14 protein-coding genes are annotated in these 17152 nt (G+C 63.1%); 7 read left to right on the forward strand and 7 right to left on the reverse strand.

The features are described from left to right. The first annotated feature begins 54 nt into the window (after positions 1-54). The 6 genes from ECTHA_RS0110985 to ECTHA_RS0111010 all read left to right on the forward strand — a co-directional run bounded on the left by ECTHA_RS0110985 (position 55) and on the right by ECTHA_RS0111010 (position 6204). Positions 55-525, forward strand: a complete 471-nt coding sequence (locus tag ECTHA_RS0110985) for a Dps family protein (protein ID WP_025281188.1) — start codon at positions 55-57, stop codon at positions 523-525. A 91-nt stretch (positions 526-616) separates the two neighbouring features. After that, positions 617-1201 carry an SPOR domain-containing protein gene (locus ECTHA_RS0110990; protein ID WP_025281189.1) on the forward strand — a complete coding sequence of 195 codons (585 nt, stop codon included), beginning with the start codon at positions 617-619 and terminating at the stop codon, positions 1199-1201. Positions 1202-1284: 83 nt separating this feature from the next. Continuing rightward, a complete protein-coding gene (locus tag ECTHA_RS0110995) occupies positions 1285-1779 on the forward strand; it encodes a CvpA family protein (protein WP_025281190.1) in 495 nt (164 codons plus the stop codon). A gap of 51 nt (positions 1780-1830) precedes the next feature. Further along, positions 1831-3339: an amidophosphoribosyltransferase gene (gene purF, locus ECTHA_RS0111000; RefSeq protein WP_025281191.1), complete on the forward strand. Its 1509-nt coding sequence runs from the start codon at positions 1831-1833 to the stop codon at positions 3337-3339. A gap of 112 nt (positions 3340-3451) precedes the next feature. Continuing rightward, positions 3452-4003, forward strand: a complete 552-nt coding sequence (locus tag ECTHA_RS0111005) for a L,D-transpeptidase (protein WP_026623736.1) — start codon at positions 3452-3454, stop codon at positions 4001-4003. A gap of 32 nt (positions 4004-4035) precedes the next feature. Further along, complete coding sequence (locus tag ECTHA_RS0111010) at positions 4036-6204, forward strand: malate synthase G (RefSeq protein WP_025281193.1); 2169 nt, start codon at positions 4036-4038, stop codon at positions 6202-6204. 172 nt (positions 6205-6376) lie between these two features. Here the strand turns inward: ECTHA_RS0111010 and ECTHA_RS0111015 are convergent, their stop codons facing one another. The 7 genes from ECTHA_RS0111015 to ECTHA_RS0111045 all read right to left on the reverse strand — a co-directional run bounded on the left by ECTHA_RS0111015 (position 6377) and on the right by ECTHA_RS0111045 (position 15631). After that, complete coding sequence (locus ECTHA_RS0111015; protein ID WP_025281194.1) at positions 6377-7327, reverse strand: MBL fold metallo-hydrolase; 951 nt, start codon at positions 7325-7327, stop codon at positions 6377-6379. Positions 7328-7394: 67 nt separating this feature from the next. Beyond that, entirely contained in the window at positions 7395-8843 is a 1449-nt protein-coding gene (locus tag ECTHA_RS0111020) for a bifunctional 2-methylcitrate dehydratase/aconitate hydratase (RefSeq protein ID WP_025281195.1), read from the reverse strand. 132 nt (positions 8844-8975) lie between these two features. After that, entirely contained in the window at positions 8976-10127 is a 1152-nt protein-coding gene (prpC, locus tag ECTHA_RS0111025) for a bifunctional 2-methylcitrate synthase/citrate synthase (protein WP_025281533.1), read from the reverse strand. Between the two features lie 19 nt (positions 10128-10146). Next, positions 10147-11031 (reverse strand): methylisocitrate lyase, encoded by an 885-nt coding sequence (gene prpB, locus ECTHA_RS0111030; protein ID WP_025281534.1) that lies wholly within the window; start codon positions 11029-11031, stop codon positions 10147-10149. Positions 11032-11097: 66 nt separating this feature from the next. Further along, positions 11098-11823: a GntR family transcriptional regulator gene (locus ECTHA_RS18060; protein WP_025281535.1), complete on the reverse strand. Its 726-nt coding sequence runs from the start codon at positions 11821-11823 to the stop codon at positions 11098-11100. A gap of 147 nt (positions 11824-11970) precedes the next feature. Then, positions 11971-13920 carry a propionyl-CoA synthetase gene (locus ECTHA_RS0111040; RefSeq protein ID WP_275260034.1) on the reverse strand — a complete coding sequence of 650 codons (1950 nt, stop codon included), beginning with the start codon at positions 13918-13920 and terminating at the stop codon, positions 11971-11973. 190 nt (positions 13921-14110) lie between these two features. Next, positions 14111-15631 (reverse strand): FAD-linked oxidase C-terminal domain-containing protein, encoded by a 1521-nt coding sequence (locus ECTHA_RS0111045; protein WP_025281537.1) that lies wholly within the window; start codon positions 15629-15631, stop codon positions 14111-14113. 129 nt (positions 15632-15760) lie between these two features. On the opposite strand from ECTHA_RS0111045, the gene serS reads away from it, so the two are divergent. After that, positions 15761-17053 (forward strand): serine--tRNA ligase, encoded by a 1293-nt coding sequence (gene serS, locus ECTHA_RS0111050; RefSeq protein ID WP_025281538.1) that lies wholly within the window; start codon positions 15761-15763, stop codon positions 17051-17053. The last annotated feature ends 99 nt before the right edge of the window (positions 17054-17152 follow it).

Here is a 17152-nt window from a genome sequence, read left to right on the forward strand (position 1 = left end):
GACCCATCCCTCTCGTTGATTCAAATCCGTCCGTTTAGCAAGGAGAACAAACCAGTGAGCAAGATCGATATCGGCATCAATGAACAGGACAGACTCAGTATTGCCGAGGGCCTCAAGCGCCTGCTGGCCGACTCCTACACCCTGTACCTGCAGACCCACAATTTCCACTGGAACGTGGTGGGCCCGCAGTTCCGCGAACTGCACCTGATGTTTGAGGAACACTACACCGAGCTGGCGACCGCGGTGGACGATATCGCCGAGCGTATCCGCACCCTGGATGTGGTGGCTCCAGGCACCTACAAGCAACTGGCTTCCCTGAGTTCCATCGAAGAGGTGGAGGGCGTACCTGCTGGTCGGGAGATGGTGGACATCCTCACCGACAGTCACGAGAAGGTGGTCAAGTGCTGCCGCGATGTCCTCAAGGTGGCGCAGGAGGCCGATGACGAGTCCACCGCCGCGCTGGTGTCGGATCGTATGCGGGTTCATGAAAAGACCGCGTGGATGCTGCGGGCACTGAACCAGTAACATGCGGCCTTTGGCTGCAGTGCCCGTGGGCCGGATCTCTTGCCTTGAGGTGAGGGGCCCGGCCCGTGGCTTTTGAGATGATGGGCAACACGTGGAAGCACCCCTGAAACAACGTCTGTTGGGTGCCACCGTCCTGGTGGCCCTGGCCGTGATCTTCCTGCCCATGCTGCTGGATGGCTCCGGGCGGGAGGCTCGCCTGGACACCACTCAAGCCATTCCCCCGGAACCGGTCTTTGATCGCCCGACCACGGCGGCAGCGCCCCGTGGCGACGCAACCGTGGCACCCGATGTATCCACACCGCGAATGCTTCAGGCGCCCGCCCCCGGGTCGGCGCGTGAGCCTCAGGCGCGTCCCCTGCCGGATAACGCCGCGTCGCAACCGGCGCCTTCGGCGGAATCCCGTCCGCCGGCACGTCCTCAGCCTGGCAGCACGCCGGTGGCCGGCGGCTGGGTGGTGCAGGTGGGCAGTTTCAGTCAGGAGTCCAATGCCCGGGCCGAGGCCGAGCGCCTCAGGCAGGCAGGATTCCCGGCCTTTGTGGAACGCACCGAGGCAGAAGGGCGATCTCTCTTCCGGGTGAAGGTGGGCCCCGAACTGGAGAGGCGCGCTGCCCAGGCCCTCAAGGCGCGGCTCGAACGGGAACAGGAGCTACCCGGTATCGTTGTGACCCATCCGTGATCGGGTTATTTTTCGGGCAAATGGCCATCCGCGCCTTCGATCTTTGTTAAAATCCCGTTCATGTTCCTGCAATCTTCAAGACAATGATCTGGATTGATTTGGTTATCGTGGCCATCATCGTCGTCTCGGCGGTGATCAGCCTGTTCCGAGGGTTCATCAAGGAGGCCATTTCCCTGGCCACCTGGGTGCTGGCCTTCCTGGTGTCGCTGACCTACGCGACCCCCTTCTCCGAACACCTCCCCCTGGGCATCGAAGATCCTACCCTGTTGGTGGGGATCGCCTTTGCCATTCTCTTCATCCTTACCCTGATTGTGGGTGGGGTGGTGAATCTGCTGGCGAGCCAGTTGGTGAAAAAGACGGGCCTTTCGGGCACCGATCGCAGCATCGGGGCTGTTTTTGGCCTGGCGCGCGGCGTGGCCATTGTGGCCGTGGTGGTCCTGATGGCGAGCCTGACCGTCGTGCCCCAGGAGCCCTGGTGGCAGGAAAGCCAGCTACTGCCCCAGTTTGAACGTATCGCACTGTGGATGCGTGATTTCCTGCCCCAGGATATCGCAGATAATTTCTCCTTCGGGGACTGACCCCCGGATTGGGTTCCCCCGCTCTTTTTTGAATCTTTAAGAGGCCTTCCCATGTGCGGAATCGTCGGAATCGTCGGTCGCAGCCCTGTCAATCAGGCGCTGTACGACGCCCTGTTGGTATTGCAGCACCGGGGTCAGGATGCGGCCGGCATCGTCACCTGTGACCTGGAGGGTCATCTGCATCTGCGCAAGGACAACGGCCTGGTCAGGGACGTCTTTCACGAGCAGCACATGCGCAACCTGACCGGCCCCATGGGGATCGGCCATGTGCGTTACCCCACCGCCGGCAGTGCCTCCTCCGCCGAGGCCCAGCCCTTCTACGTGAATTCCCCCTACGGCATCACCCTGGGGCACAACGGCAACCTCACCAACGCCAGTGACCTCAAGCGCGAGCTCTTCCTCGAAGACCGCCGCCACATCAATACCGAATCGGACTCCGAGATCCTGCTGAACGTGCTGGCCCAGGAACTGATCCGCCAGGACGGTCTGGCGGTCACTCAGGAGGAGATCTTCAACGCCGTGAGCGGCGTGCATCGCCGCTGCCAGGGGGCCTATGCCGTGGTGGCCATGGTGGCCGGGCGGGGTGTGGTGGGCTTTCGGGATCCCCACGGCATCCGTCCGGTCGTTTTCGGTCGACGGGAAACCCCGGAGGGCCCCGAATACATGGTGGCCTCGGAAAGCGTGGCCCTGGACACCCTGGGTTTTGAACTGGTGCGGGATCTGGACCCGGGTGAAGCGGTCTATATCGAGATGGATGGCACCGTGCACACCCGCCACTGCGCCGAACAGGCCACACTCTCGCCGTGCATCTTCGAATACGTGTATTTTGCCCGCCCCGACTCGGTGATCGATGACGTGGTGGTGCACCGGGCGCGCATGCGCATGGGCACGCGTCTGGGCAAGAAGATCCTGCGGGAATGGCCGGATCACGACATCGACGTGATCATCCCCATCCCGGATACCGGGCGCACGGTGGCCATCGAGATGGCCCATGAGCTGAACGTGAAATACCGGGAAGGCTTCATCAAGAATCGCTACATCGGCCGCACCTTCATCATGCCGGGTCAGACCCAGCGACGAAAATCGGTGCGCCAGAAGCTCAATGCCATCGGGCTGGAGTTCAAGGGCAAGAACGTGCTGCTGGTGGATGACTCCATCGTGCGCGGTACCACCTCCCGGGAGATCGTCATGATGGCTCGTGAATCCGGGGCCCGTAAGGTCTACTTTGCCTCCGCCGCGCCGCCGGTGCGCTACCCCAACGTGTATGGCATCGACATGCCCGCCGCCCAGGAACTCATCGCTCACGGACGCAGCGAGGGCGAGGTCTGCCAGGCGGTTGCCGCCGATAGATTGATCTATCAGGATCTGGAAGACCTGGTGGGTGCCGTGCGCAAGGGCAATCCGCGCCTGGAAGATTTCGATTGTTCCGTGTTCACGGGTGAATACGTCACCCAGGTCAGTCGTGATTATCTGGCCCATCTGGAGGAACGTCGCAATGACCTGGCCAAAAAGAAAAAGGAACGCGAATACGCCAACCTTGATCTGTACAACAACGCCTGATCTCATGTTGCGCCGCATCCAGACCATGGCCATGCTGGTGTTGTGTCTGTTTGCCTTCGGCCCCATGGCGGGCGCAGGCTGGTACGTGGAAACCTTCGATACGGAACGCGAGATGTCACCCTGGTATCAACCCGTGCTCAAGCGATTGCAGTCGGATTTCCCCGAATTCTTCGTGGCCGACCCGGTGGCGGTGGTGCGGATTGATGAACAACGCCTCTATCTGATCCGCCAGGGGCAGATCCAGAGGGAATATCCTATTTCCACATCCCGCCACGGCATCGGCAATCAGGACGGCAGCTTCCGTACGCCGCTGGGGGTGCATCGGATCCACAGCAAGTTCGGTGATGGCGTGCCCAAGGGCACGGTGTTCAGGGCCCGCGAGAACACGGGCAAGATTGCGCCCATCGTGACTGCGCCCGAGCGCACTCCCGGTGATTACATCACGACCCGCATCCTCTGGCTTGAAGGGCTTGAGGATGGCGTGAACCGGGGAGAGGGGATCGATTCCTTTTCCCGCTACATCTATATCCATGGCACCGACGAGGAGGGGCTGATCGGTCAGCCTGCCTCGGAGGGCTGTGTGCGCATGACCAATGCGGATGTGATAGAACTGTTCGAAACCATGCCAGAGGGCACGCTGGTCGTGATCCAGTCGTCGCCCTGAAAGCCCAAGCCCCAGGAAGCAGAGGACAGCATATGAGCGAGTATGTCACGGCGGGTCAGTTGCAGGTTGCCGCCCAACTGCACGATTTCATCAACCAGGAAGCCCTGCCGGGCACGAATGTCTCTGCCGAGGCCTTCTGGGGTGGCCTGGACCGGATCGTTCATGATCTGGCCCCCCGAAACCGTGAGTTGCTGGACAAGCGCGATGCCATGCAGGTGTCCATTGACGACTGGCACAAGGCGCATCCCGGCCCTGTGGATATGCAGGCCTACCAGGATTTCCTGCGGGAATCCGGCTACCTGTTGCCCGAAGGCGAAGATTTCCAGGTGACCACGTCCAATGTGGATGCCGAGGTGGCCAGCCAGGCCGGGCCACAGCTGGTGGTGCCGGTGATGAACGCCCGCTATGCCCTGAATGCCGCCAATGCCCGCTGGGGTAGCCTTTATGACGCCCTCTACGGTACGGACGCCATTGCCGATGCGGATGGCTGTGAGCGCGGGGCCGAGTACAACCCCCGCCGTGGTGCCAGGGTGGTGGAGTTCGCGCGGCAGTTTCTGGATGACGCCGCACCCCTGCAGCAGGGCAGTCATGGTGGCTCCAGGGGCTATGCCGTGGTGGATGGGGTGCTGCGCGTCACGTGTGCCGATGGCAGCGAGACCGGCCTCAAGGTACCCGGGCAGCTCAAGGGCTACCAGGGCGATGCGTCGGCCCCCAAGGCGGTACTCCTGGAGCACAACGGCATTCACTTCGAAATCCAGTTTGATGCCGAACACCCCATTGGCAAGACCGATTCCGCCAGCATCAAGGACATACTCATGGAGTCGGCCCTGACCGCCATCATGGACTGCGAGGACTCGGTGGCCGCAGTGGACGCGGAAGACAAGGTGGTGGTCTACCGTAACTGGCTGGGCCTGATGAAGGGCGACCTGTCCACCACCTTCCAGAAGGGTGGCAAGAGCGTGGAGCGCTCCATGCACCCGGACCGGGAATACACCACGCCGGAAGGCGGTCGCCTGGTGATGCAGGGCCGCTCGCTCATGTTCGTGCGCAATGTGGGTCACCTCATGACCATTGATGCCGTGCGTGACAAGGATGGCCAGCCCGTTCCCGAGGGCATTCTGGATGGGATGATCACCAGCCTGATCGCCTTGCATGACCTGAACAAGACCACCGGCCTGCGTAATTCCCGCAGCGGTTCGGTATATATCGTCAAGCCCAAGATGCACGGCCCGGAAGAGGTGGCCTTCACCAACGAACTCTTCGGGCGCGTCGAGGATGCCCTGGGCATGACCCGTCACACCCTGAAGGTGGGGGTGATGGACGAGGAGCGGCGCACCACCCTGAACCTCAAGGCCTGCATCCGCGAGGTGAAGGAGCGCATCGTCTTCATCAACACCGGATTCCTGGATCGCACCGGGGACGAGATCCACACCTCCATGGAAGCCGGCCCCATGATCCGCAAGGCTGCCATGAAGAACTCCCGCTGGTTGCAGGCCTACGAGGACTGGAACGTGGATGTGGGTCTGGCCTGTGGCCTCAAGGGGCATGCCCAGATCGGCAAGGGCATGTGGGCCATGCCGGATCTGATGGCCGACATGCTCAAGCAGAAGGTGGGGCATCCCAAGGCCGGTGCCAACACCGCCTGGGTGCCGTCCCCCACGGCCGCCACCCTGCATGCCCTGCATTATCACCAGGTGAACGTGGCCGACGTGCAGGCCCAACTGGCCGGTCAGCGCCGCGCGCGGCTGGAGGATATCCTCACCATCCCGGTGGAGGCCGATCCCCAGTGGAGCGCCGAGGAGATCCAGCAGGAACTGGACAACAACGCCCAGGGCATCCTGGGTTACGTGGTGCGCTGGATCGACCACGGCGTGGGTTGCTCCAAGGTGCCAGACATCAATAATGTGGGACTGATGGAGGACCGGGCCACCCTGCGTATCTCCAGCCAGCACATCGCCAACTGGCTGCATCACGGCATCTGCAGTGAGGCTCAGGTGGTGGAGACCCTCAAGCGCATGGCCAGGGTGGTGGATGAGCAGAACGCCAGTGATCCCACCTATCACCCCATGTCGGCAGACTTCAATGCCTCGGTGGCCTTCCAGGCGGCTTGTGATCTGGTCTTCAAGGGGCGCGAGCAACCCAGCGGCTATACGGAGCCGGTACTTCATCAGCGCCGGATCGAGGCCAAGGCAAGGGTCTGATGGACTCAGCGCCGGCAGGCTGGATTGTGCGTTGACGCATCGATGTTGACGTGTCGATGTTGGCGTATCGAAAAAGGGGGCGGCCCATGGGCCGCCCCCTTTTCAATGGTTCAATCTCTTCAATGGTTCAATTCAGTTGACCGGTCAATTGTCCGGTTCTGGCTGTCGAGGCTCATTCGTGATCCAGCCAGAACTCCAGGCCCTGCACATTCAGTTCCACATCCATCCCCAGCAGCTCCCTGACCCGAGGTTCCGGCATGTCGCAGCCGTGGGTCCGCAGACGCTTCACCAGCAAGGCCATCATGCCTTCCACCAGGGCCTCGTGCCGACCCTCGCCGGCGTCCGCATGCGCACGGGCCATGTCCACGTAGGCATCGATCATCTCATGCTGTTCCGCCTGCAGGCGCGATAGATCATTCACGCGCCCGTAGTGGGTGAGGTACATGTAATCCAACCCCTGATCCACCAGGCGATCCACTGAGGCATGCAGGGCATCGGGGTCGAATTGCACCGGGGTGGTGGTGGGCAGGGCGAAAGCACCACGGTCCGTATCGAATTCACGATAGGACAACCCGAACGTATCTCCGCTGAAGGCCCCATGCCCGGCCTCGTCCACCACGCTGAAATGGTGTTTCGCATGTCCTGGGGTGTCCAGGAAGGTGAGGGTGCGGCCATTGAGTGAGACCGTGTCACCGTCCTGGGCCTGAATGACCCGCTCTTCGGGGATGGGCAGGATCTCACCAAACATGCGCGCCATGGCCTCTTCCCCATAAACGGCCGTGGCCCCGGCGATGAGCTTGGAGGGATCGATCATGTGCCGCGCCCCCCGTGGGTGGATCACCAGCCGGGCCTCGGGCAGGTGGCTCATGAGTGCGCCGGCACCGCCGGCGTGATCCAGGTGGACGTGGGTGGGGATCACATAGTCCACCTGATCCCGGGTGATGCCCTTGTGCTCCAGCACTTCCAGCAGCCCGGGTACGGACAGGGCAGTACCCGTCTCCACGAAGGCGGCACGATCCCCTTCCTGAATGAGATAGCAGGCGGCCAGACCGGGGCGCTGGATCTGTGCGTCTATCAGGGTGATGCCATGGCCCAGTTCCTGGTATGTCGCTGCTGGTGGCATGAAAAACCTCCTGGAATGTCTTGTGGGTGGGCTTGCAGGTGGGCGTTGGGGGTAGGGTGGTCGGGGTTCAGATCATGAAACGGTCCATGAACTCATGTACTGGCGTGTTGTTCAGGCGATTCGCATCGGTGCACAAGGCCAGGATCTCCTGGGCCTGCCCCTTGGGGAAACGCCCACGCAGGGCGTTCTCGAACTTGCGTTCCAGTTCCGGAAGGCCCTCGTCGCGGCGGCGCCGGTGGCCGATGGGGTATTCCACCTCCACCTTGTCGGTGTGACTGCCGTCCTTGAAGAACACCTGCACTGCGTTGGCGATGGAGCGTTTTTCCGGGTCGTGGTATTCACGGGAATAGCGCTCATCCTCCACCACATGCATCTTTTCGCGCAGTACATCGATGCGTGGGTCAGCGGCCACGTCGTCCTCGTAGTGACGGGCGGTCAGCTCCCCGAAGATCAGGGGTATGGCCACCATGTACTGCAGGCAGTGATCCCGATCGGCCGGATTGTACAGGGGGCCTTGTTTGCTGATGATGCGGATGGCCGAGTCCTGGGTGGTGAGTTCCACCCGGTCGATCTCGTCCAGGCGATCTTTCACCTCATCGTGCAGCGCCAGGGCGGCCTCCACTGCCGTCTGGGCGTGGAACTCGGCCGGGAAGCTGATCTTGAACAGGATCTGCTCCATCACGTAGCTGCCATAGGGCCGCTGGAACCGGAAGGGCTGACCCTTGAAGAGGACGTCATAAAAGCCCCAGCGCGGCGCACTGAGCACGCTGGGCAGGCCCATCTCGCCCTTCATGACCATCATGGCCAGGCGTACGGCGCGACCACAGGCATCGCCTGCAGCCCAGGACTTGCGTGAGCCGGCATTGGGGGCATGGCGATAGGTGCGCAGGGCTTGTCCGTCCACAAAGGCCTGTGAGACGGCGTCGATCACCTGATCGTGCCGGGCGCCGAGCAGATGGGCGCTGACGGCAGCAGAGGCCACCTTCACCAGCACCACGTGGTCCAGCCCCACCTGGTTGAAGCTGTTCTCCAGGGCCAGCACGCCCTGGATCTCGTGGGCCTTGACCATGGCCTGGAGTACCTGGCTCACGGTGAGGGGAGGGTGGCCGTTGGCCACGGCCTGTCGGCTCAGGTGATCGGCCACGGCGAGGATGGCCCCCAGGTTATCCGAGGGATGTCCCCACTCGGCCGCCAGCCAGGTGTCGTTGAAGTCCAGCCAGCGCACCATGGCGCCGACGTTGAAGGCCCCCTGGATGGGGTCCAGCTGGAACGAGGTGCCAGGGATGCGGGTGCCGTTGGGCACGATGGTGCCGGGGACAACGGGCCCCAGGTGTTTGGTGCATTCGGGATATTGCAGGGCCAGCAGGGCGCAGGCCAGGGAGTCCATGAGGCAGTGGCGTGCGGTGTCCAGGGCCTCAGGGGAGGTGATGGGGTCGCCGCAGACGTAATCGGCGATGGCGACGAGTTCCGGATCGGGTTCGGGGCGAAGGTTGGTGTCGGCGGTGCTCGCGGTCATCGGTCATTCCCCCTGGTTTGGGTGGTCATGTGGCCGCCGGCGCCCTCACCCCGACCCCTCTCCCCAAGGGGAGAGGGGCTTCAGTGTCCCTTCTCCCCTCTGGGGAGAAGGGCCGGGGATGAGGGGAGAGCATCAACCCCGCTGGTTCATCGGCGCCCAGGCCCGGTTTTCCGGGCCGATGTAGTTGGCGCTGGGACGGATGATCTTGCCGTCCTGGCGCTGCTCGATCACGTGGGCCGCCCAGCCGGCGGTGCGGGCGATCACGAAGATCGGGGTGAACAGCGGTGTGGGGATCCCCATCATGTTGTAGGAGACCGCAGAGAACCAGTCCAGGTTCGGGAACATCTTCTTGGCATCCCACATGACCGTTTCCAGACGCTCGGCCACTTCGTACATGCGCATGTCACCCTGCTGCTCCGACAGACGGCGGGCCACTTCCTTGATCACCTTGTTACGCGGATCGGAGATGGTGTACACGGGATGACCAAAGCCGATCACGATTTCCTTGCGGGCCATGCGCTCACGGATGTCTGCCTCGGCCTCATCCGCATCATGATAACGCTGCTGGATGTCGCAGGCCGCCTCGTTGGCGCCGCCATGCTTGGGACCACGGAGGGCACCGATGGCGCCGGTCAGGGCCGAGTAGATATCGGAGTTGGTGCCGGCGACCACGCGGGAGGTGAAGGTGGAGGCGTTGAACTCGTGCTCGGCGTACAGGTTCAGGGAGGTGTGCATTGCCCGCACCCACTCCTCGGGGGGCTTGCGACCATGCATCAGGTGCAGGAAGTGGCCGCCCATGCTGTCATCGTCCGTTTCCACGTCAATGCGACGGCCGTGGTGGGCGAAATGGTACCAGTACAGCAGCGCCGAACTCAGGCAAGCCAGCAGGCGGTCGGCAATCAAACGGGCGCCGGCCACGTTCATGTCTTCCTTTTCCAGCTCCAGGGTGCCCAGCATGGACACGGCGGTGCGCATCACATCCATGGGGTGGGCTGAGGGCGGGATCTGCTCCAGGGTGATGCGCAGCGCGGCGGGCAGGCCGCGCATGGAGCGCAGCAGGGCCTTGTAGCGCTCAAGCTCGGCGCGGTTGGGCAGGGTGCCGTGGACCAGCAGGTAGGCAATCTCCTCGAATTCCGCCTCATCGGCGAAATCCAGGATGTCATAACCACGGTAGTGCAGGTCGTTGCCGGTGCGGCCCACGGTACAGATGGCGGTATTGCCCGCGACCGTGCCCGACAGGGCAACGGACTTCTTCGGCTTGGGCTTGTTCTCGGTTTCACTCATTTTGCGGTTCTCCGTCTTCTTAGCCGCCTTTGCGGTATAGCTGGTCCAGTTTCTCTTCGTAGGCGTGATAGCCCAGATGCTCGTAAAGCTCGGCGCGGGTCTGCATGGTGTGCAGGGCGGCTTCCTGCGTGCCATCCCGGCGGATGGTCTCGTAGACATTCAGCGCCGCCTTGTTCATGGCGCGGAAGGCGGATAGCGGATACAGCACCAGGCCTACGCCCACGCTCTTGAGTTGTTCGGTGGTGAACAGCGGGGTGCTGCCAAATTCCGTGATATTGGCCAGCACGGGCACGTCCACCGCGTCCACGAACTGCTGATACTGTTCGAGGGTGGTCATGGCCTCGGGGAAAATCATGTCCGCGCCGGCCTCCACGCAGGCCTTGGCTCGCTCGATGGCCGAGTCAATGCCTTCCACGGCCAGGGCATCGGTCCGGGCCATGATGACGAAGTCCTGGTCGCGGGCGTCGGCAGCGGCCTTGATGCGGTCGACCATCTCTTCCTGGGTGACAATGGCCTTGCCGGGGCGGTGACCGCAGCGCTTGGACTGCACCTGGTCCTCGATGTGGCAGCCGGCGGCGCCGGCGCGGATGAGTTCCCTCACTGTGCGGGAGATATTGAATGCGCTGGAGCCAAATCCGGTATCGGCATCCACCAGCAGCGGCACGTCGGTCACATAGGTGATGCGGCGCACGTCCTCCAGGACATCATGCAGGGTGCTGATGCCCAGATCGGGCAGGGCCAGGGAACCGGCGGCCACGCCGCCTCCAGAGAGGTACAGGGCCTTGTAGCCCACGTGCTCGGCCATCATGGCGTGATAGGCATTGATGGCGCCCACCACCTGCAACGGTTGCTCTTCCTGTACGGCGGCACGCAGGCGCGCCCCGGGCGTGGATGGATCGCTCATGTGAACTCCTGAAACCAAAGGAATGAAAAACGAAAGGTATGCGTGCAGACCCGCTCCAGTAGCGGGCTATCCGGTGGCACCCAGGTCCTGACCCTGACGCCGGGTCAGCGACGCTTGAGCATCGAACAGCATCTCCACGTTCACCCGTGAACTGCGAATGTGACGGCGCATGATCAATTCGGCCATTTCCGGGTCCCGGTCGGCGATCGCCTCGACGATGTGGCGATGCTCGCGAAAGGCAATCCTCGCCCGGGAACTGGCCATGCCGAACTGGTATCGATACATGCGCATCAGGTGGTACAGCTCGTTGCACAGAAACTGGATCAACCGGGCATTACCGCTGGCCTTGATGATCCGGTAATGAAAATCCAGATCGCCTTCCTTTTGAAAGTAGGCGATACCGTCCTTCACGTCGGCCCGTTGCTCGTGCTGCTTGAGCAACTGGCGCAGGCTGTCGATTTCCGTGGCGGGCATGCGCTCCGCCGCAAGCCGGGCCGCCATGCCCTCCAGGGCCTCCCGCAGCAAATAGAGTTCCAGCAGGTCTTCCTGGCTGAGGGAGACCACCCGGGCCCCCACGTTGGCGCGTCGTTCCACCAGATGACAGGCCTCGAGGCGGCCCATGGCATCCCGCAGTGGACCGCGGCTGATACCGTATTCAGTGGCCAGTTCCGGCTCGCTGATCTTGCTCCCGGCCGGGATCTGGCCTTCCACGATGGCCTTGCGCAAGCGGGAGAAGACCCGATCGGCAATGGTCACGCCCTGTTCGCCTGGCTGCTCGGTATACGGTGGCATGGGTGGGTCCGGATTGTTAACAATATTAGGTTAACAGTATGGAAAGCAGGGGTAAAGGGAAAGGTTTGCTGACAATTTGCCTTCACCCCTCACCCCAACCCCTCTCCCCTGAGGGGAGAGGGGCGCGGAGGGCAGTGGGCATGCCGGTTACCCCTTTTTTCCCTCCGCATACCCGATGCCCGTCAGGTTCTCCCGAATTTCATCCAGTATAGCCGGGTCATCGATGGTGGCCGGGGGCTGGAAGGGCTCGTTATCGGCGATCTTGCGCATGATGGCCCGCAGGATCTTGCCCGAGCGGGTCTTGGGCAGGCGCTTGACCACTGCCACCAGCTTGAAGGCCGCCACGGGGCCGATCTGGTCGCGCACCTGGGCCACCAGTTCCTTGCGCAGGCTCTCTTCATCCTGCTCCACGCCGCTCTTGATGACCACCAGACCCATGGGTAGCGACCCCTTGAGGGTATCCTGCACGCCGATGACGGCACATTCCGCCACCGCCGGGTGGGAGGCCAGCACCTCTTCCATGGCACCGGTGGACAGGCGATGGCCGGCCACATTGATGGTGTCGTCGATACGGCCCATCACGTACAGGAACCCTTCCTCGTCCAGGTAACCGGAGTCGCCGGTCAGATAGTAGCCGGGCTGGGCACTGAGATAGGCCTCCTGGAAGCGCTGGTCATTCTGCCACAGGGTGGGCAGGCAGGCCGGGGGCAGCGGCAGCTTGATCATGATGCGGCCCATCTGACCGGCAGGTATGGGCGCACCATGGTCGTCGAGGATTTGCACGTTGTAACCGGGCACGGGCTTGCCGGCGGTGCCGGGACGGATGGGGAACTGTTCAATACCCAGGAAGTTGGCGGCGATGGGCCAGCCCGTCTCTGTTTGCCACCAGTGGTCGATGACCGGACGCTCCAGGATCTCCTGAGCCCAGCCCAGGGTGTCGGGATCGCAGCGTTCACCGGCCAGGAACAGGGCCCGGAACTTGCTCATGTCGTAACGCTTGAGGTGCTCGGCCTTGCTGTCCTCTTTCTTGATGGCTCGAAACGCCGTCGGAGCGGTGAACATGACCGAGACTTCGTGCTCCTGAATCACTCGCCAGAAGGCACCCGGGTCTGGTGTACCCACGGGCTTGCCTTCGTACACGACCGTGGTGCAGCCGTAGAGCAGGGGGGCGTAAACGATATAGGAGTGTCCGACCACCCAGCCCACATCGGAGGCGGCCCAGAAGACTTCGCCGGGCTCCATGCCATAGATGTTCTTCATGCTCCAGTTCAGGGCCACGGCGTGACCGCCATTGTCCCGCACCACGCCCTTGGGTTTGCCGGTGGTGCCGGAGGTGTAGAGGATGTAGAGGGGGTCGGTGGCCTTGACGGGCACACAGGGGTGGGGTTCCACACCGTCGATGGACTCGTTCCATTCCAGGTCGCGACCCGCCGTCATCTCGCCCGGTCCCTGGGGGCGCTGCAGGACCACGCAATGGTCCGGCTTGTGTTCGGCCATCTCGAAGGCCTTGTCCAGCAGAGGCTTGTAGGGCACCACACGGTTGGGCTCGATGCCGCAGGAAGCCGCGACCAGCGCCTTGGGCTTGGCGTCGTTGATGCGTGTGGCCAACTCGTTGGAGGAAAAGCCGCCAAACACGACGGAATGGATGGCGCCCAATCGCGCGCAGGCCAGCATGGCCACCAGGGCCTCGGGGATCATGGGCATGTAGATGATGACCCGGTCACCCTTCTCCACCCCCAGGCGCGCCAGGCCGCCGGCAAACAGGGAAACCTGCTGCTGTAGCTGGGCATAGGTGATGGTCTGCTTGTTCTGGGTGACGGGGCTGTCGTAGATGATGGCCGCCTGCTTGCCCCGGCCGCTCTCCACATGCCGGTCCACCGCGTTGTAGCAGGTGTTCAGTTCACCACCGGCGAACCAGTGGTAAAAGGGCGCCTTGCTGTCATCCAGCACCTTGTCATACGGCTTGTACCAGTCGATCCCTTCGGCGGCTTCACCCCAGAAACCCTCCGGATCATTGACCGAGCGGTTATAAACCTCTGCGTAACCCATGACTCGCTCCTGCTGTGCGTGTCCCCCATCAGGGGGGGTGATGGCCACGTTCTGGTGGGTGGCCTTTTCGATGGTGAGCCCGTGAAGGGCCTGGTTCGTATCTCGTCAAGGCATGACCTTAGAGGATTTGGCGAATGTGTCAACAATTTCCGGGGGGTGTTGCGAGTATGGGCGCATGATGGGCCAATCCGGACCATGCATGTGGGTCATGTGTCGACTCCCGAATCCCGGTGCTTTGTCAGAATCGGGGCAGGTCAGGGAAGGGTAGCTGCCCTCGATGCACGTGCATGGCACCGAATTCGGCGCAGCGGTGCAAGGTGGGCACCGCCTTGCCCGGATTGAGCAGGCCCTGGGGATCAAAGGCCGCCTTCACCGCGTGAAACTGGGTGAGCTCCGCAGGCTGGAACTGCACGCACATCTGGTTGATCTTTTCGATGCCCACGCCGTGCTCGCCAGTGATGGTGCCACCCACCTCCACGCACAACTCCAGGATCTGACCGCCCAGCTCTTCGGCTTTCTCCAGTTCGCCCGGCTGGTTGGCATCGAACAGGATCAGTGGGTGCAGGTTGCCATCCCCGGCATGAAACACGTTGGCCACCCTGAGTCCGTAGGCCTTTGACAGGTCGGCAATCCCGCCCAGCACTTTGCCCAGCTGGCGCCGGGGGATGGTGCCATCCATGCAGTAGTAGTCCGGCGAGATACGCCCAACAGCAGGGAAGGCGGCCTTGCGGCCGGCCCAGAAGCGCATGCGCTCGGCCTCGTCGGTGGCGGTGCGCACCTCGGTGGCTCCGGCCCCGAGCAGCAGTTCGCGCACCTCGTGCACCTGCTCGGAAACTTCGGCGTCGGTACCATCCAGCTCACATAGCAGGATGGCCGCTGCGTCCACCGGATAGCCGGCATGGACGAAGTCTTCGGCTGCACGGATGGCGTCGTTGTCCATCATTTCCAGGCCACCCGGGATGATTCCCTGGCCGATGAGGGCGGCCACGGCTTCGCCAGCCACCTGGGGGTTGTCGAAGGCGGCCATGAGTACCTGGGCGCGCTCGGGTCTGGGCAGCAACCGGACCGTGACCTCGACAATGATACCCAGCATGCCCTCCGATCCGTGGATGAGAGCCAGCAGGTCATATCCCGGGCTGTCCAGGGCCTCGGACCCCAGGGTGACCAGGTCGCCTTCAATGGTGAGCATTTTCACCGCCACCACGTTGTGCACGGTCAGGCCGTACTTGAGGCAATGCACGCCGCCGGAGTTCTCGGCCACGTTGCCGCCAATGGAGCAGGCGATCTGCGAGGAGGGGTCGGGGGCGTAGTAGAGCCCGTGGGGTGCAGCCGCTTCGGAGATGGCCAGGTTGCGCACCCCGGGCTGAACTCGGGCGAGTCGCTTGACCGGGTCCAGATCGATGATCTCGTTGAAGCGCGCCAGGCTCATGAGCACGCCATTGGGGAAGGGCAGGGCGCCGCCGGAGAGCCCGGTGCCGGCGCCGCGAGCGGTGATGGGAATGCCCCGCTCCCGACAGATGGCCAGGGCCTGCCGGGCCTGATCCAGGTCGTGGGGGATGATCACCGCCAGCGGCAGTCGCCGGTAGGCGGACAGGCCATCGCACTCGTAGGGTCTCAGGTCTTCTTCTTCGTGGAGGACGGTGTCCGCCTGCAGGGCCTGCTCCAGCGCCTTGATGAGATCCGCCTTCGCTTGTGGGCTGACGGTAGGGTGAGGATCGGGGTAGAGCGGATCCTTGGGAGTCTGGGGTTGAGCGGACATGAAACCCTCCTCACGAAGACATTGCATGGAGTGTCCTACCCCCGGCCCGTGCGGTCAATCGCCAAGGGACCCTGTGCTACCATCCCCTCAGTTTTCATCCACCTTTTTCCTGATCCTGGATACGGACGCATGCTCGATCCCAAGACCCTCAGAAATGACCTGGACACCATCGCCGCCCGCTTGGCGCGCCGGGGCTTTGCGCTGGATACCGATGCCTTCAATCGCATGGAGACCGCCCGCAAGGAATTGCAGGTGCGTACCCAGGAGTTGCAGAACGAGCGCAACACCCGTTCCAAGGCCATCGGTCAGGCCAAGGCGCGGGGCGAGGACATCGAGCCCCTGAAGGCGGAGGTGTCGCGTCTGGGAGATGAACTCAAGGACTGCGAAAGGCGCCTGGGTGAACTGCAGCAGGAACTGTCGGACTTTATGATGGGCATCCCCAACCTGCCCCACGAGAGCGTGCCCCAGGGGGATGACGAGGATCAGAACGAGGAGGTGCGTCGCTGGGGTGAGCCCCGCGCGCTGGACTTCGAGCCCCGGGATCACGTGGACCTGGGGGCGCCCCATGGCTGGATGGATTTTGACAGCGCGGCGCGCATCAGCGGCAGCCGCTTTGCGGTGATGCGCGGTGCCATGGCCCGGCTGCACCGGGCGCTGATCCAGTTCATGCTGGACGTGCACACCCGGGAGCATGGCTATCAGGAAGTCTATGTGCCTTACCTGGTGAATGCCGATAGCATGCGGGGCACGGGGCAGTTGCCCAAGTTTGCGGCGGATTCGTTCCGGATGGCCGATGATCCGGGCTTTTACCTGATTCCCACGGCCGAGGTGCCGGTGACCAATCTGGCCCGGGACAGCATCCTGTCCGCCGAGCAGGTGCCGGCCCGGTTCGTGTGTCACACGCCGTGCTTCCGCTCGGAGGCGGGTGCCTATGGCAAGGACACCCGGGGGCTGATCCGCCAGCATCAGTTCGAGAAGGTGGAGATGGTGCAGCTGGTGCCCGCGGGTGATTCCTGGCGTGCCCTGGAGGAGTTGACCGGGCATGCCGAGAGCATCCTGCAGCGTCTGGAACTGCCCTATCGGGTGGTCACCCTATGCACGGGGGATCTGGGTTTCTCGTCGGCCAAGACCTATGACCTGGAGGTGTGGCTGCCGGGGCAGAACACCTATCGGGAGATTTCCTCCTGTTCCAATTTCGAGGATTTCCAGGCCCGGCGGATGATGGCCCGCTATCGTAACCCGGAGACGGGCAAGCCGGAGTTGCTGCATACGTTGAATGGGTCGGGTCTGGCGGTGGGCCGCACCTTGGTCGCCGTGGTGGAGAACGGTCAGGATGCCGAGGGGCGCATCCATATCCCTGAGGCATTGCAGCCTTATATGGGTGGGCTGAGTGTGCTGGATCCTGGGGTGGGGGCCGGCTGATTCCGCGGGTATCGCCTTCTCCTTGGCACGCGGCTCCTTCGGTTGGCTTCAGGGTGGGGGCCGGAGACTGGTGTGGCTTCGATGGGTCGTCATCGTGGG

This window comes from Ectothiorhodospira haloalkaliphila ATCC 51935 (genome assembly GCF_000633935.1).
Classification (GTDB): domain Bacteria; phylum Pseudomonadota; class Gammaproteobacteria; order Ectothiorhodospirales; family Ectothiorhodospiraceae; genus Ectothiorhodospira; species Ectothiorhodospira haloalkaliphila.

Coding starts and splice junctions, on each gene's coding strand:
- ECTHA_RS0110995 (WP_025281190.1), top strand. CDS start 1,285: ATGATCTGGATTGATTTGGTTATCGTGGCCATCATCGTCGTCTCGGCG.
- purF (WP_025281191.1), top strand. CDS start 1,831: ATGTGCGGAATCGTCGGAATCGTCGGTCGCAGCCCTGTCAATCAGGCG.
- ECTHA_RS0111005 (WP_026623736.1), top strand. CDS start 3,452: ATGTCACCCTGGTATCAACCCGTGCTCAAGCGATTGCAGTCGGATTTC.
- ECTHA_RS0111010 (WP_025281193.1), top strand. CDS start 4,036: ATGAGCGAGTATGTCACGGCGGGTCAGTTGCAGGTTGCCGCCCAACTG.
- ECTHA_RS0111015 (WP_025281194.1), bottom strand. CDS start 7,327: ATGCCACCAGCAGCGACATACCAGGAACTGGGCCATGGCATCACCCTG.
- ECTHA_RS0111020 (WP_025281195.1), bottom strand. CDS start 8,843: ATGACCGCGAGCACCGCCGACACCAACCTTCGCCCCGAACCCGATCCG.
- prpC (WP_025281533.1), bottom strand. CDS start 10,127: ATGAGTGAAACCGAGAACAAGCCCAAGCCGAAGAAGTCCGTTGCCCTG.
- prpB (WP_025281534.1), bottom strand. CDS start 11,031: ATGAGCGATCCATCCACGCCCGGGGCGCGCCTGCGTGCCGCCGTACAG.
- ECTHA_RS18060 (WP_025281535.1), bottom strand. CDS start 11,823: ATGCCACCGTATACCGAGCAGCCAGGCGAACAGGGCGTGACCATTGCC.
- ECTHA_RS0111045 (WP_025281537.1), bottom strand. CDS start 15,631: ATGTCCGCTCAACCCCAGACTCCCAAGGATCCGCTCTACCCCGATCCT.
- serS (WP_025281538.1), top strand. CDS start 15,761: ATGCTCGATCCCAAGACCCTCAGAAATGACCTGGACACCATCGCCGCC.